Below are 14,485 nucleotides of genomic sequence, written 5' to 3' on the forward strand. Positions count from 1 at the left end.
GGCTCGGGAGACCCGCCGATGAGCGCCGCCCTTGATGCTATGCCGTCGATGATCGAACGCATCCGTCACGATCTCGTCGGCCTCAAGATGCCGCGTGCTCTCGAGGCGCTCGACCACGTGGTCCGCCGCCTCGAGCATGGCGAACTCTCAGCCCTGGAAGCAATCGACATCCTTCTATCGGAGGAACTGACCCTGCGTGAGAACAGCCGCATCAAAACGGCTCTTCGCATGGGACGCCTTGCAACCATCACCATCCGCCATCCCAAATCTCCAGCTCTTGCCGAAAACCTTCTGGCAGAATCCTCAATGTTCACAAACACGCGAAATCAATGGGATGTAAGCGGCGCATACGCTCGATTTTACCCTGCAGTAGGATTATTCGCCTCATCGCGTGCCAAACGGAGTCTCATCAGTCGGGGTAACCAACTCGACGTGACTAACACCCAAGGCTTGAGCCAGCTCATAAAGAGTAATCACGGTAGGGTTGCGTCGCCCGCGCTCAAGGCTGCTCAGATATTGTTGGCTGAAACCGGAACGAGCTTCGACCTCTTCCTGTGTCAGGCCCTTCTCCCGACGCAGGCGGGCGAAATTAGAGCCGACCAGCTTGCGCATATCCATGCGCTGAAAGATCGTCGTTTACACACCATAAGTTTATCAACTAAAGTATGTAAACGCGGCGGCTCGGAACGCCCGTCGGCTCGAAGCAGTTGTTTAAATGTCGAGTTTAGATTCAACTGCCTTGCCTCAAGCCCAGAGAATTTGGCCGTAGCGGCTAGACCGATACAATGCCGACCTTGGGTGCTGGGCAGTGAGGAAATCAAATCAGGGAGAAGCGGATGAACGATATGGGCTCATCCGAGGTGAACGACGAAAGCAAGGAGAAAGAAGCGCGCTACAGTGTCATGACCAAGTCAGAGCTTGAGGCACTGGCAGTTTCCGCGATTCGCGAACACCGCCGGCTCCTCTGGGCCGATCAGGCCGTTTACGAGGAGTGGTTGCGCGCAAGCGACGATCCGTCGATTTCCGGTCCGGTCCTCCAGACGCTCCAGGATGAGTACGTTGCACGCCAGAAGAGGTCGGAGGCCCAACAGGAGGAGCTATCGGACATTCTGGACGCGCTTGGCTTTGTGCCCGACGTGCCTTTCGACGATGACAACTAGAACTCAGACCAGGCCGCGATCCTTGGCAATGGCAACGAGTTGCGGCACTGATTCCGCGTCAAGCTTTGCACGTGCTTTATCGAGATAGTGCTGCACGGTTCTGGCATTGATTCCAGTGAGGTTGGCGGTTACGGACGCAGTTTTTCCCTTCGAAGCCCACACCAGGCAAAGCATCTCGCGCGGCGACAGCATTTGCTTGGGATTAAGCACCGTTTTCGCCGCAATGATCTTCAATTGGTAGTGCACCATCATCAGCAATTGAACTGCCTTTTTGGGATCGAGCACGCCCGAAATGTCCACTTTCCTTTCCGGCGATGCGAAGGTCAGCATCATCGCGGATCCGTAGCTTCCCTCCACGGGAATGGTGACGCCGCAGCGAATGCCGTGGCTGATTGCCTCGTCACGAAACCGCCGAAGAGGAGACGATCCTCGGGCAGGCCAAGCGTCGGCGGTCCAGAAAAAAACGTCCCGCCGGCGCTTTGCTTCCGCCAGCACGGGATCGATGTTGAAATAGTCGCTACCAAGGTAGATGCTTTCCCATGGTCCGGGATAGGAATGGAACGTCCTAACCTGGGTGCCGTCTTTTTGCAGGTAGGCGAACCTGTCATACCCGCAGGAATGCGCGAAGCTTCTAAGAGCAATCTTGATCATGTGCCCATCTTGCGCGGCTTCCAGCATATCGATGAGCGAGCGAAGGTTTCCGTTCACGGACATCTCTCCTATCTTCTTGACCGCCGAGCTCGTCCTTTGCGAAACGAGCGGCCGTTAGGGCAATCGGGTCATGACTGCGATTTACGCACACAATTACTTTTTGCGGCAACCGCAGGTTAATACAGCATGCGGAGTATTCCCTCGGACCGTGTACATTAGCACTACCTGTGGAGATGCAGCTTTCAAGCCACGTCGGCCTAGAAATGTACAAGTGAGGAAAGGTTTTGCGCTGCAGTGATTGTAGCGCCACACCGCGCGCCAACCAGCGGCAGATACGGAGATCAGATCTGTGGGCCCTGCGCCGCTAATTGTCACGATAGGCGGACGGAAAGATGATGTCCTGGTCAACGAGGACATTGAACTTATAGCCGGGTCGGATGCGGATTGTTGGCTGGACGTTCAGGTTCTTCGATATGGTCTGCTCAGCCACCCGGCCGAACGATTCAGCGAAGTTTCGGCGTACGGCGTCTGAGGCAGTATCCTGTGTCGCCAGCGTCGAGCTCTCGGGCATCGACATGTCGATTCCGGTCCCAATCAGCGCGATCAGCGCTGCCGAACTCCAAGTGCGCCAGAGATGCCGGTCGACCTTGTCCTTGAAGCCACCATAGCCCTCGGCGTCCGTGCCAGCCATACCGCCAATCTGCAGGGTCGATCCATTTGGGAAAATGAGATCGGTCCAGACGACGAGAACGCGCTCCTGGCCAAACGAGACCTTTGAGTCATAGCGCCCGAACAGTTTGGCGCCCTGCGGGATAAGCAACCGGTAGCCGGTGGCGCTGTCATAGACATTCTGGCTGACCTGCGCTGTGATGCGACCCGGGAGGTCGGAATTGAGGCCGGTGATCAAGGTGGCGGGAATGACCGAGCCGCGCTTCAACTCATAGACCGACATCTGCGGCACGACCCGATTTGGGAGGTAGCCAACATCCTTGATGTCCTGGTTGAAGAAATCCTCCTTCGACGCCTGGGCGTTCGGATCGAGGTTCTCGCCCATGATCCCCGATTTCATGGCGGCGGCGTAGAGGTCCGACGCATTGTTGGTTGCTGCCGTGGGATTTTGACCGGTGTCACTGGCGTTCCTGGCTACTTTCTCGACATCGGAAATATCCACCTTCAACGGCGAGTCCAAAGCGGTTGCTCGTGCCTGCAGCCGGGCCATCCGCTGCCGCCGGACCTCGCGGATAATTTGTTCGTCCTGCTCGCGCTTCAGGCGCGCCTTCCATTCTTCCTCCGTTTCGAGCCGCGGGCGTCGCTCTTCCGGTTCCGTAGGCCGGTCGACGACAGTCGGTTCCTTGTCGACCTTCTGTTTCATGGCGGGCGTCGGCTGAAACGCTTCCCGTTCCACCGGCTCGCCGATGATACCGTCGGTGACGCCGCGCTTGAGCTGGTCGCCGAAATTCGTTGCCGGGGTATTCGATGCGCTGTGGATATCATTGTTGCGGTTGAACGGAAGACCGCGCCATGCCAGTCCGATGACGACGACGCCGACGAACAGCGCAACGATGACGATGGCGACGATGATCGGCAGGCGATTGAGACGGCGCATGCCGTTCTGATCTTCTGTCTCGTTGGCGGCACCAAGCCGCAGAGACTGGACCATATCTGTCTCCGTCAGTTGCGCTGCATGATGGAAAGCGGACTTGCCGGCACAGCACCCGCTGCCGTTGCCGAGTAGGCCCGGCCAAGCGCGATAGAGGGCGTCGAAAGTCGCGCGAGCACCTGACCGTCAACACCGTCGATCGAATAGCCGAGCTCGACCAGTTTCACGTCCTTGCCGACCCTGCCGACCTTGCCATCAGTCACGACCGTATAGCCCCAGCCTTTCAGCGCCGCCTCGAGCGCGCTCGCGAAATCCGACGAGTCTTTTTCGATCTTGATGGTCGTCGTCGCAGACGGGCCGATCTGCTCGGCGAGCCGGCTTGCCATATCGCCGGCAATCGCGCTCGCCGCGGGCCCGGTGACGGTGGTTGGCGTGGAACTGGTCGTCAGCCCGTCCTCGGCCGTTTGGCAGCCGGAAAGAATAGCCACCGTAACGAAGGAGATCAGAAGCTTCCGCATCGTTCAGCCTCCCCGCCGAATAGTGATCTTCTGCTGCCGCCAGCCGACGCCGGAGACGAGGATCGCCTTGTCGACCGCGTAGTCCACGATCATCATGTCATTCTTCATGCGGTAGTTGACGATGCGGTTTTGGCCGCCGCTGACGACGAAGAGCACCGGCGCGTCCTGTCCGGAGATCGATTTCGAGAATTGGACGTAGGTTTTTGCGCCGTCCGAATAGACCCGTTTCGGCTTCCACGGCGCGCTCCCGCTGACCGAGTAGGAGAAGTTCGGCTTGTCGGGTGCCGTTCCTGGAATGCCGCCGGTCTCGAGCCTTGAATTGATGTCAGCAAGCTTCGTCGAACCTCCTCCGTATACTCGAAACCGACCCGGGCCATATACTGGCTCGGATGGGATTTCAGCTGGATGTGATAGGTGCGGCGCGACGTCGTGACCACCATCGAGGTCACAAGTCCGGGCTCCGATGGCTTGACGATCAGGTGGATCGCCTGCCCGCCTATGGCACCCGATGTCGCAGGTTCGACCTTCCAGCGCACGCTATCGCCAACGAGAACGTCACGGACGATTTCGCCGCCTTGCAATTCGATATCGCAGACCTGCAAGGGCGAGCAGACGACCGACGGCTGCGTCTCGCCGTACAGGAAGATGACCTTGCCGTCGGGACCAGTCGTCACCAACCCGGCCGTGCCGCGCCATTTCCTCGAAATACTGGTGCCCTTCACCTCATTGGTGGTCATGCTCTGCGCTTCAGCGGCGCTCGCAAAGACGAGTGTTGCCAGGCAGCCGGCGGCTGCGATCAATCCGGTTCTGTGCATTGAGAATTCCCCTGCCCTTAAAGCTGCGCTGTCCAGTCAAAATCCCGGACATAAAGGCCGATTGGATTGAGGCGGATGGTTGCCTCGTCCTGCGGCGCGGTGAGTGTCACCGTCGCGATGCCCCGGAACCGGCGCGTGCCGATCTCCTTGCCCTTGCGGTCCCGTTCGTATTCGGTCCAGTCGATCTGATAGGTCTGGTTTGAGAGCGCCACGATGTTGTTGACTTCGATCGCGACCGTTGCGGTTTTCGCCTTCTCGAATGGCGAATTGCCTCGGAACCAGGCGTTGATCTTCTCCGTCGATGGATGCGAGGTCCGAAGGAGCGCGTAGGTGCGGTCGATATATTGTTTCTGCACCGCGGCGTCCGGCGTGATCGAACGGAAGCTGGTCACGAAATTGCCGAGCGTGGCGCGCACTACCCGCACATCCGCATATTCAATCTGTTCGGGGAAACCGGTCGTGACCGACGTGCCAAGCTTGTCGACCTGGACGATGTAAGGCACGAGCTTGACCTCGGTGCTGAGATACATAGCATATCCGAAACCGATTACGGCCATGGCCAGGCCCAGAATGCCGACTGTGCGCCATGCCGCGGCGGCTCGCACATAGGATCCGTATCGTTCCGTCCATTCCTGCCGCGCGGCAAGATAGGGGTTTTCGGGGGCGCGGTTCGCTGCCATCGTCTATCACTTTCTGATTGCTGTTAGTCTTTGCGTTCGGGAGGTGGCTTGTGCCCGCTATGACCGCCCCGGCTCTCATCGAGCTTGGCGTTGGCGAGGCCGAGGATTGATCCGGCATAGGCGCCGGGTGAACCGATCGCCTTTTCCTTGGCGGCAGAACCAGCAGCACTGCTGGCGGATCCGATCCCCGCGCCGAAACCCCGAAGCGCCGCGCCGGCGAGGGATGAACCCGCCGCTCGTGCCGACTGACCGGCCGTGAAACCCGTTCTCGCGGCGCCGCCCGCGAGGAACCCAGCGCCGGCGGCGAAGGATGCCGCCTGGCCGCCGTGACGGATCGTTTCCATCCCCCCGGAAACCGAGGCGCCTTGCACTACACCTTGGATGATGCTCGGCACGTACATGGCGATGATGAAAACCACGACGGAGATGCCGGCGATCGCCAGGGTCGTGACAAATTGGTCGGAAGACGCGGTTGGAGCATTCGCCAGGCCCAAGAGGACCTGCGATCCAATCTTAGCTATCATCACGAGCGCCATCAGTTTCATGCCGACGCCGAAGGCATAGACAAGATATCGGACAGCGAAGTCTTTCGTGAAAGAGGAACCGCCAAGCCCAAGCATGATCATGCCAGCGAGCAGGCCGACATACATCTCGACCATGACCGACACGAAAATTGCTGCAACCAGCGAAAAGCAGATGACCACGACACCCATCGCCAGCACCGCAGCGATTGCGAGCGCATTGTCCTCGAAGACGCCGAACTGGGCTTGCTGCGACATTTGTGAGGCGACCCGAATGCCAGCGTCGAAGATTTCAGCGGGGGATGCCGAGCCCCCGCCAGCGCCGATCTGGAACAGGCTATCGATCACGGCGCGCGCGAAGGTCGGGCCCTGCGTCAGAACGAAAGCAAAAAATCCGACGAACATGATCCGCCGGACAAGCTCAGCAAACCAGCTGTCGAGCGAAGCCGCCTGGAGCGCCAGCGAGATGGCTGCGATGCCGATCTCGATGGTGGCCAAAATCCAAAACAGCGATTTCGCCGCGTCAAGGATGGTGGTTTCCCATCCTTTCGCGGCTGCCGAGATGTGGTTCTCCAACTCCGTGAGGACTAGTCCTTCCTGCGCGAAAGCGCGTGCCTCGAAGGCGACATAAGCCAAGCCTGCAATCAGCAACGAACGTGCAAGACTGATCTTCACCATCTTGGACCCATCTCCTGACCATCCTTGATCGGCGGAAGCGCCTTCCCCGCGCCGAAGAATTTTTCTTTGGCGGTGCGTTGCTCCTCAGGTGCGGATGGGTTGGAGGCTCTGGAGTTGACGATCAGCGCTGTCGCTGTGGTCGAAACCGCAGCGACGAGGATCACTAAGGCAATGATAGCGGCGCGGCTCACCAGCGTGGCTCCATTTTCTGACCTTCCGGAATGCTCTTGACGTCGGCGTTGAAGAATTTTTCCCGCCGTGCTTGCGCCAGGTCCTTGTCGGTCTGCTCCGTCTGGAGCCAGGTTCCCATCATGGTCATCTGCTGCGAGACAAGGCCGCGGAGCTTTTGCATCTGCCCGACCTGTTGGGCCGCGATTTCGTGGCCCACCTGCAGAGCCTTCATCTGCCCGTCAGCGGTCTCTGACATCGAGCGCAGCGAGGACATTGTCGTTTCCTCGCTGTCGAACTGATCGGCCGTGAGGCTCGCCGCATTCAGCGTGCTGGCAATCGTATCGCGGTTGGTGTCCGACCAGGTTTCATAAGTCGAGGAGAATGTCTCATTCCTTGGCAGGTTGGTCTTGAGGGTTGCATAGCTCTGGAACCGCTGCTGCAGTACGTCGTCGGCGTTGCCCATGGAAAAGGCGATGCTCTGACCTTGATCGACGATGCTGCGGAGCCGATTGAGATCACGCTCGACCTGCCCCCACATATGAGACGGAAGCGTCGCCGTGTTCTGGAGCAGGTTCTGATAGATGTTCAGCTGCGTCTCGATCTGTTGTGCGAGCTGGCTGATCTGGGTGAGTTGGTTCTGAATTTGCTCATTGGACTTCCCCACCAGGGCAACCAGCTCCCCATTGTTGAGAACCTGCGTCCACTCGGTTGCGGCGCCAGTGGCGGTGCCGGCACCGGCCGGCTCGCCTGTGCCGACCGTTACGGCGACGACCGCCAGACCGGCGAGCAATTTATTCGACATTGAACAGCGACGCGGCATCGTGAACTCCTCTCATCTGAAGCCAGTGGACCGGCCAGTCGCGGTCGTATTCGGAATGAAGTGTTCGGATGCGCTTCAAATCTTCCTTGCCGGATGCGCCAACGAAACTAAGCGCCACCGGACCGAGCACCATATCAAAAAGCCGCCGGCCTTCAGGGGTGACGACATAGTATTCGCGCTTGGGAGTGGCGTTCGAAACGATCTCGATCTGCCGCTCGTTGAAGCCGATCCGTTCGTAGAACTCGCGCGTCCCGGGTTCGCGAGCGGCCCCATTCGGAAGGCAGATCTTCGTCGGGCAGGACTCCTTCAGGACGTCGATAATTCCGGACCGCTCGGCATCCGAGATCGACTGGGTCGCAAGCACGACAGCGCAATTCGCCTTGCGTAGCACCTTCAGCCACTCCCGGATTTTACTGCGGAAAACTGGATGGCCGAGCATCAGCCAGGCCTCGTCGAGCAAGATCAGACTCGGGGATCCATCGAGCCGCTTTTCGATGCGCCGAAACAGATAGGTCAGCACCGGGACGAGGTTCCGCTCGCCCATGTTCATGAGCTGCTCGATTTCGAAGGTCTGGAAGGCGCCGAGGGTGAGGCCATCCTGTTCGGCGTCGAGAAGCTGACCCATTGGGCCGTCGACCGTATAATGATGCAGCGCGTCCTTGATCTCGCGCATCTGCACGCCGCTCACGAAATCGGAGAGCGATCGCCCGGGAGCGCTGGCCATGAGGGTGACCTGGCGGGACATGGCATTGCGATGATCGGGCGTGATAGTGACACCCTGCAGAGCGACCAGCATCTCGATCCACTCCGCGGCCCAAGCCCGATCGGCGTCACTTTCGAGATCCGACAGCGGACAAAAGGCCAGTGCCTTACGCCCTTCCGCATTGTCGCCGCCGATCTCGTAATGATCGCCCCCGGCAGCCAGCGTCAGCGGTAGGAGCGCGGTTCCTTTGTCAAAAGCGAAGATCTGGGAACGATCATAGCGTCGGAACTGTGCCGCGATCAGCGCCAGCAGCGTGGATTTGCCGGACCCCGTCGGACCAAAGATCAGTGTGTGGCCGACGTCGTCGACATGCAGGTTCAGCCGGAACGGTGTCGAACCGCTTGCAACCTGCATCAGTGGCGGAGAATTGGGAGGATAGAAAGGGCAAGGTGCGACCGGGCTTCCCGACCACACGGAGTTCAGCGGAATGAGATCGGCGAGATTGCTGGTGTTGATCAGCGGTTCGCGGATATTGCAATACCAGTTGCCGGGCAAGCTCCCGAGATAGGCCTCGGTCGCGTTGAGCGTTTCGATCCTCGCCCCAAATCCTTCGGCCTGGATCAGCCGGCGGATAGCCTCGGCTTTTTCCTGCAGCGCTTCGCGATCACTGTCGAAGAGAATGATCACGGGTGTGTAATAGCCATAGGCGACAAGCTGCGAAGACGCTTGCGCGATGGCATCTTCGGTTTCGGCCACCATTGTCATGGCGTCCCGGTCGACCGACCGGCTTTGCGTCTGAAATAGCTGGTCGAAGAACGGCCGGACCTTCTGCTGCCACTTCTTGCGCGTGCGTTCGAGCTTCTGACGCGCCTCTTCCGCATCAAGGAAGATGAAGCGCGACGACCAGCGATACGTCAAAGGCATGAGGTCGAGGCTGTTGAGGATGCCCGGCCAGCTCTCGGCGGGGAGCCCGTCGATCGCCACGACACCGAGGAATCGGTTCTCGACCTTCGGCGTCAGACCATGCTCGAGTTCGGCGGTCGCGATCCAGTCGAGATACATGGGAGCAGCTGGCAATCGGATCGGATGGTTTTCGCCGGTGATGCAGAATCGGATAAATTGCAGCAGTTCATCATAGCGGGCGACACGCTCCCCTCCCCTCTCGGCGGCCTCGCGCGTTTCCATGCGCCGGATCGAAAGGGTGTTGGCGAAATACTGCTCGATCTCGCGGATGGCGTTCTTGAAAATGAAGAGCACAGTGTCCGCATAGGTCTTCCTACGGCTCTCCTCGTCCGAGTAGATGTATTTGCTGAGCGCTGTCTTTTTGGCCTCCGACGGCCGATAGGTCAGGATGAGCGCATGCTTGCTTTCGAAATGTCCTCGCTCGCGCGCGAAATGCGCCCGTCGCTCAGCGTCAATTGCGCGCGTCACAGCATCGGGGAAATGGCAGCGGACTTCCGAGGGATAATCGTACGTCGGGATACGGGCGGCTTCGACTTGATGATGTGGACGCCCCCGCGCCGGCGGTTGCCGCTATGATGCCGGCCAGTTACCCCGCAGCAATAAGAGGAGCGTTGACAATGCAGATCACGACCGTTGGATTGGATTTGGCCAAGAGCGTGTTTCAGGCGCATGGTGTCGATGAGGCAGGCGGCACCGTGCTGGTGAAACGGCTGCATCGCAAGCAGATGCTGCCCTTCTTCTCGAAGCTGCCACCCTGCCTAATCGGAATGGAAGCGTGTGGCACAGCGCACCATTGGGCTCGGACGCTCGCCGCCATGGGGCACGAGGTTCGGCTCATTCCCCCATCGTACGTGAAGGCCTATGTGAAGCGCGGCAAGAGCGACGCGCTGGATGCCGAGGCAATCTGCGAAGCCGTGCAGCGCCCGACGATGCGGTTCGTGCCTGTGAAGACGGTGGCGCAGCAGAGCATTCTCATGACGCATCGCGCGAGGTCGCTGCTCGTTCGCCAACGCACCATGGTCGCAAATGCGTTGCGGGCGCATCTGGCTGAACTCGGCTTTGTCGCCAATCCAGGCATTGCCAATCTGGCAAAGTTGGCGCAGCAAGCGCTGTCTGGCGAGAGCAGCTTGCCCTCCTATGCCCGGACCACGCTGGACATTCTGATCCGGCAGATCCTGGTGTTTACCGATGAGATCGCTGCGCTGGATCAGCAACTTCTCGCTTGGCATGCCGACAGCGAGGCCAGTCGCAGGCTTTCCGCTATCCCCGGCCTCGGCATAGTCACAGCCACGGCGGTCGCCGCCACCGTCACCGATCCCGAGCAATTCCGCTCCGGCAGGCAATTTGCCGCCTGGCTCGGCCTGACGCCGCAGCAGTGTTCGACCGGAGGAAAAACCCAGCTCGGCGGCATCTCCAAGCAGGGAGACCGATACTTGCGGAGGTTGCTCGTCGTCGGCGCCACCGCCGTTATCCGTCATACGAAGGACAAGGCAACGCCCCTGGCGAACTGGATCAGAAAGCTCCTGGAGAAAAAGCCGTTCAGGCTGGTCTCCGTTGCCCTCGCCAATAAACTCGCGCGGATCGCATGGGTCGTGCTGACCCGCAAGGAAGCCTATCGGGCCCATGAAATGATCGCCTGAGTTCAATCCCAGAGAACCGGAATTGGTAACGGCAGTCGATGATGTGTAACGATCGAGCCAATGGTGAGGCCAACCCGTCTGATTCAATGCGCTTCAAACGCGCGCCAGCTTGATCAGGGTCCTCATCGGCGGATTTCCATCAGGGCCAGCGGTCAAACTTCATACCGCACAAACAGGCCGGACATATGAAAGCAACCGATCAAACCACCCGACAAAAAGCCCTTGCCATAGGGGGCGTCCACATATGAATCATCCAGCCGGTTCCGAGCCGCGACAGGATTGCGTTGATCTGGCGCGATAGTTCGTTGCGTTCGAAGTCTGTGGCGCTGTCGGAGTCCGGCCCGGCAAAATACCAGCCGGCCATCAGGCTTCCGTCTTTCAACAGAAGCACGCCGTTGTCGACCAGGCCGGCATAGGGGACGAGATCCGCGAAGGATGGGCCGGTTGCCCGAAACCGTTTGAGCGCGACCATACCAGCCTCCTCAATACCGCCGCCACGGAGAGGTGGTCGCCTTGTAGTAGGGTTTGTAGGAAATGTGCCGGACATAGACCTGCCGCATCAGCGGATCGGACTTCGCCATCATGCGGAGCAAGCCGACGATCACGATCCACACGACAACCCCGAAGAGCGCCGAGTAGACAGTCAGCACCACAAAGATCAGGATGACCGCGGCAAGCCCGGTGATCAAAACCAGTTCCCGGTCCGCGCCCATCAGGAGGTTCGGCCGGGAGAGCGCACGGTGAATGCGATTGCGGTAACGTTCGGATAGCGCCTCAGCCATGTGCCCCCTCCCCTTCTGCACTCGGGCGCGTCGAAGTGACGCGATCATTGGTCAGGCCGATCGAAGCGCCGGTCGCGCCGAACAGCCCGACAATGGTCGTGGCGCCGAGGAGGATGCCGGCAACAAGCACGACATACATCAGCCGCCGCGCGAAATCGTTCAGCTCACCGCCGAAAATCAGCATGCCGCCGGCGATCGCGACTGCCGCAAGTGCTATGTAGCCCGCGACTGGCCCCGTGATGGACTCCTGGATCTGCTCGAGCGGTCCTTCCCAGGGCAGACTGCCGCCTGAACTGGCCAGTGCCGGTGCTACCGACGCCAAAATGAGTGGCGAAGCAAGAAGCGCGATGGAGATAAATTCATTCTTACGCGACATGCCGCGCCTCCCGTTCTTCGGTGAGTTGGTCGGATTCGATCTCGTATCGGCCGTTGGCGAAGCGCTCGACCTGGATGATGTCGCGCACACGCCGGCCTCGCGGCGTACGCTCGATGGAAACGATGAGGTCGACAACCTCCCCGATCACCTCGTGCATCGGCTGTTGGCTTGCTTCGGCCGTCAGCTGCTCCAGGCGCCGGAGCGCGGAAGTCGCCGTGTTCGAGTGGATTGTTGCCACGCCGCCTGGATGTCCGGTGTTCCATGCCTTGAGCAAGGTGAGGGCAGCACCATCGCGCACCTCGCCGACGACTATTCGGTCGGGACGCAGGCGCATCGTGCTCTTGAGCAGCCGCGCCATGTCAACCGTATCGCTGGTACGAAGAAGCACGGCGTTGTCGGCCGCACACTGGATTTCGGCGGTGTCTTCGAGGATGACGAGCCGGTCTTCCGGCGCGCTCCTTACGATCTCATGGATTACTGCATTTGCGAGCGTCGTTTTGCCGGAGGCAGTTCCACCGGAAATGATGATGTTGAGGCGTGAGTCAATGGCGCTGCGGATCGTCGCAGCCTGGGCCTCGGTCATCACACCGGAGCGGACATAGTCGTCGAGTGGGATCAGGCGAGATGCCCGACGACGGATTGTGAAGGAGGGCTTCGCGACCACTGGCGGCAATAGACCCTCGAAACGATGTCCGCCGATCGGAAGCTCACCGGAAATGATGGGTTGTTCGGTGTCCACTTCGGATTGGAGTGCATGAGCGACCGTCCCGATCACCATTTCCGCCGCAGCCGACGACATCTCGCCAGCGGGCGCGACGCCGTGCCCGAGCCGTTCTATGAACAGCTTACCATCGGGATTCAGCATTATCTCGACTACGTTACTATCGTCCAAAGCAACGCAGAGCTGGTCGCCAAGCGCCTCCTGAAGCTTGCGGACGAGGCGAGGATGAGAGCGAAGCTGTTCCACTGATTTCTCCTTACGCTGATTGGCCAAAAGTGCTGATGATTTGAGAGCGGTAGTTGGCGGGGCGGAGCCTCATGAATGTGTCTGCCTTTGCCGGCAGAGTGCCCGCCACGGCCACGGTCGCTCCGATCGGCCTTGGCTCGCCAATGCGCTGAAGCGGCCAACCGACGCGGGCGAGGATCCGTTCGAACCGAAGATCCGTCACCGTGACGATTTCGGTGTAGCGGTTTGCCACCGACCATTCGATGATCCCCGCGAACATTGTGAGCGTCGCCTCATGAATGGAGCCGTCTCCCCTGCTCTCAGCAAGGAAGGTGTCCACGCAAAAGCGCGAGCTCTCGACCATGGAGGAATGAGCGTCGAGGTGACCGGCAGAAAGGAGCGAGGGGAAAACGTTGGCCACCATCGTGGGGCCGAGCGCAGGCAGTAGGCGAGCACATCCAACCACTCGATCGTTGCTCGATACGGCTAGGATGTAGGTGGGTTGAAGATCGTCGAAAGTATCTGACTCACAGCCTCCGACGACATTGACTTCCCAGCCCAAACGATCGGAAAAGACGCGGGCGCGCAGTTGGTGATGGCTGCGGAGAAGTTGGGCTTCTTCGATATTTCGCGGCTTTGAGATCGCGAGAATCTGCATGAATTTCTCCGTCGTTGTTGGACCGCGGGGAAATCAGCACGAATCGGATTCGAGTGGCAGTTGTAGGATCCTACAAGGTTCCCTGGAACGCGTCGGGCGTTGCGTCGCGTCACGTCTGCCTTTGCAGACCCGAAGCCCCACTTGCGTCTTGTAGGATTCACAGGAGAACAATTCGTGTCCATAGACGGCCGTGATCCGCGTCTAACCCTCAGCGGACAAATACAAATTTGCGAAAGTAATCCTTCGGCTCACCTGAGCCAGGCAGGGTCTTTTCAACCCATTGTCAATCCCAATCTTCTGGACGGTCAGGAAGAATCACCTTCTATTTTTGCGGGGCATGGCCTGTAACGGACAGTACGCCGCCGAGAGGGACAGATGGTGAAAGCAAGTCGAGCAGAACCAGTTGTTGGGCCCAATGAAGAAGTTGGCAGTAAAGTTATGTGCCCCGGCTCTCTTTCCGGGCAACCGCAGCAACTCAGAACTCGAATATATTCACCAAGGCTGAGTCGGGTGAGTCGCGGGGAGCAATACGACCGCTATTTCGCGGTGACGTTTGGTAGCCAGGCGAACGGCCGTATTTCTCCCCTGGAAAAGTGCTGGCGCCTGGCGGAGCGCAAGCGGCTATCTAAGTGCCTAAGAATGAAGGAGAAACACGCATGTTTTGCCGGCGAGCAGGGGCTGCTCGGGACGCGGTATAAACCCTTTGTTAACTCTATATTCCTTGTCAGTCGGCGAGAATCGCACATAATAACGATTATGTCGGTTCTCGGGCCGAAAAACCGTTATTCGAGAGTTCCCCTGCA

General features: G+C 59.4%; 15 protein-coding genes and 3 pseudogenes. 3 read left to right on the forward strand and 15 right to left on the reverse strand.

Annotation, left to right across the window (positions count from 1 at the left end):
- Window positions 1–18 precede the first annotated feature (18 nt).
- A pseudogene (locus tag SS05631_RS30175) lies at window positions 19–249 on the forward strand (AAA family ATPase); the annotation flags it as partial.
- Window positions 250–384: 135 nt separating this feature from the next.
- On the opposite strand, the gene SS05631_RS30180 reads toward SS05631_RS30175, so the two are convergent.
- The gene (locus SS05631_RS30180) at window positions 385–618 is read right to left on the reverse strand and encodes a helix-turn-helix transcriptional regulator (RefSeq protein WP_010875417.1); all 234 of its coding nucleotides are present in this window, start codon (window positions 616–618) and stop codon (window positions 385–387) included.
- A gap of 218 nt (window positions 619–836) precedes the next feature.
- Between SS05631_RS30180 and SS05631_RS30185 the strand changes: the two genes are divergently transcribed.
- Window positions 837–1,160: a transcriptional repressor TraM gene (locus tag SS05631_RS30185; RefSeq protein WP_014858045.1), complete on the forward strand. Its 324-nt coding sequence runs from the start codon at window positions 837–839 to the stop codon at window positions 1,158–1,160.
- A 3-nt stretch (window positions 1,161–1,163) separates the two neighbouring features.
- Here SS05631_RS30185 and SS05631_RS30190 read toward each other — a convergent pair whose 3' ends face one another.
- The 9 genes and pseudogenes from SS05631_RS30190 to SS05631_RS30230 form a co-directional block, all read right to left on the reverse strand.
- Window positions 1,164–1,874: an autoinducer binding domain-containing protein gene (locus SS05631_RS30190; protein WP_010875419.1), complete on the reverse strand. Its 711-nt coding sequence runs from the start codon at window positions 1,872–1,874 to the stop codon at window positions 1,164–1,166.
- 301 nt (window positions 1,875–2,175) lie between these two features.
- On the reverse strand, window positions 2,176–3,471 hold the full coding sequence (gene trbI, locus SS05631_RS30195; RefSeq protein WP_037426308.1) for an IncP-type conjugal transfer protein TrbI: 1,296 nt from the start codon (window positions 3,469–3,471) through the stop codon (window positions 2,176–2,178).
- Between the two features lie 11 nt (window positions 3,472–3,482).
- The gene (gene trbH / locus SS05631_RS30200) at window positions 3,483–3,929 is read right to left on the reverse strand and encodes a conjugal transfer protein TrbH (RefSeq protein ID WP_014858040.1); all 447 of its coding nucleotides are present in this window, start codon (window positions 3,927–3,929) and stop codon (window positions 3,483–3,485) included.
- Window positions 3,930–3,932: 3 nt separating this feature from the next.
- Window positions 3,933–4,744 (reverse strand): annotated as a pseudogene (gene trbG, locus SS05631_RS30205) (P-type conjugative transfer protein TrbG).
- A 17-nt stretch (window positions 4,745–4,761) separates the two neighbouring features.
- The gene (locus tag SS05631_RS30210; protein ID WP_014858038.1) at window positions 4,762–5,424 is read right to left on the reverse strand and encodes a conjugal transfer protein TrbF; all 663 of its coding nucleotides are present in this window, start codon (window positions 5,422–5,424) and stop codon (window positions 4,762–4,764) included.
- 23 nt (window positions 5,425–5,447) lie between these two features.
- Complete coding sequence (trbL, locus tag SS05631_RS30215; RefSeq protein ID WP_037426305.1) at window positions 5,448–6,623, reverse strand: P-type conjugative transfer protein TrbL; 1,176 nt, start codon at window positions 6,621–6,623, stop codon at window positions 5,448–5,450.
- A complete protein-coding gene (gene trbK / locus SS05631_RS30220) occupies window positions 6,617–6,814 on the reverse strand; it encodes an entry exclusion protein TrbK (RefSeq protein WP_037426303.1) in 198 nt (65 codons plus the stop codon). Before trbK ends, trbL begins: the two co-directional genes overlap by 7 nt.
- Window positions 6,811–7,614 carry a P-type conjugative transfer protein TrbJ gene (gene trbJ / locus SS05631_RS30225; RefSeq protein WP_037426300.1) on the reverse strand — a complete coding sequence of 268 codons (804 nt, stop codon included), beginning with the start codon at window positions 7,612–7,614 and terminating at the stop codon, window positions 6,811–6,813. The genes trbK and trbJ overlap by 4 nt, the downstream gene beginning before the upstream one ends.
- Window positions 7,586–9,817, reverse strand: a pseudogene (locus tag SS05631_RS30230) (conjugal transfer protein TrbE); the annotation flags it as partial. The gene trbJ and the pseudogene SS05631_RS30230, both read right to left, overlap by 29 nt.
- A gap of 80 nt (window positions 9,818–9,897) precedes the next feature.
- Between SS05631_RS30230 and SS05631_RS30235 the strand changes: the two are divergent.
- Window positions 9,898–10,920: an IS110 family transposase gene (locus SS05631_RS30235; protein ID WP_037427716.1), complete on the forward strand. Its 1,023-nt coding sequence runs from the start codon at window positions 9,898–9,900 to the stop codon at window positions 10,918–10,920.
- Between the two features lie 199 nt (window positions 10,921–11,119).
- On the opposite strand, the gene SS05631_RS30240 is transcribed toward SS05631_RS30235, so the two are convergent.
- From SS05631_RS30240 to SS05631_RS30260, 5 genes are read right to left on the reverse strand one after another with little or no spacing between them, the layout of a single operon-like run.
- Window positions 11,120–11,392, reverse strand: coding sequence for a conjugal transfer protein TrbE (locus SS05631_RS30240; protein WP_066004106.1), 273 nt, complete (start codon window positions 11,390–11,392; stop codon window positions 11,120–11,122).
- A 10-nt stretch (window positions 11,393–11,402) separates the two neighbouring features.
- Window positions 11,403–11,702 (reverse strand): conjugal transfer protein TrbD, encoded by a 300-nt coding sequence (locus SS05631_RS30245; RefSeq protein WP_010875429.1) that lies wholly within the window; start codon window positions 11,700–11,702, stop codon window positions 11,403–11,405.
- Window positions 11,695–12,078, reverse strand: coding sequence for a TrbC/VirB2 family protein (locus tag SS05631_RS30250; RefSeq protein ID WP_034859524.1), 384 nt, complete (start codon window positions 12,076–12,078; stop codon window positions 11,695–11,697). Before SS05631_RS30250 ends, SS05631_RS30245 begins: the two co-directional genes overlap by 8 nt.
- Window positions 12,068–13,045, reverse strand: coding sequence for a P-type conjugative transfer ATPase TrbB (gene trbB, locus SS05631_RS30255; protein ID WP_015633597.1), 978 nt, complete (start codon window positions 13,043–13,045; stop codon window positions 12,068–12,070). The genes SS05631_RS30250 and trbB overlap by 11 nt, the downstream gene beginning before the upstream one ends.
- Before the next feature lie 10 nt (window positions 13,046–13,055).
- A complete protein-coding gene (locus tag SS05631_RS30260) occupies window positions 13,056–13,682 on the reverse strand; it encodes an acyl-homoserine-lactone synthase (protein ID WP_037427079.1) in 627 nt (208 codons plus the stop codon).
- Between the last annotated feature and the right edge of the window lie 803 nt (window positions 13,683–14,485).

Source organism: Sinorhizobium sp. CCBAU 05631 (genome assembly GCF_002288505.1).
Lineage (GTDB): Bacteria > Pseudomonadota > Alphaproteobacteria > Rhizobiales > Rhizobiaceae > Sinorhizobium > Sinorhizobium fredii_C.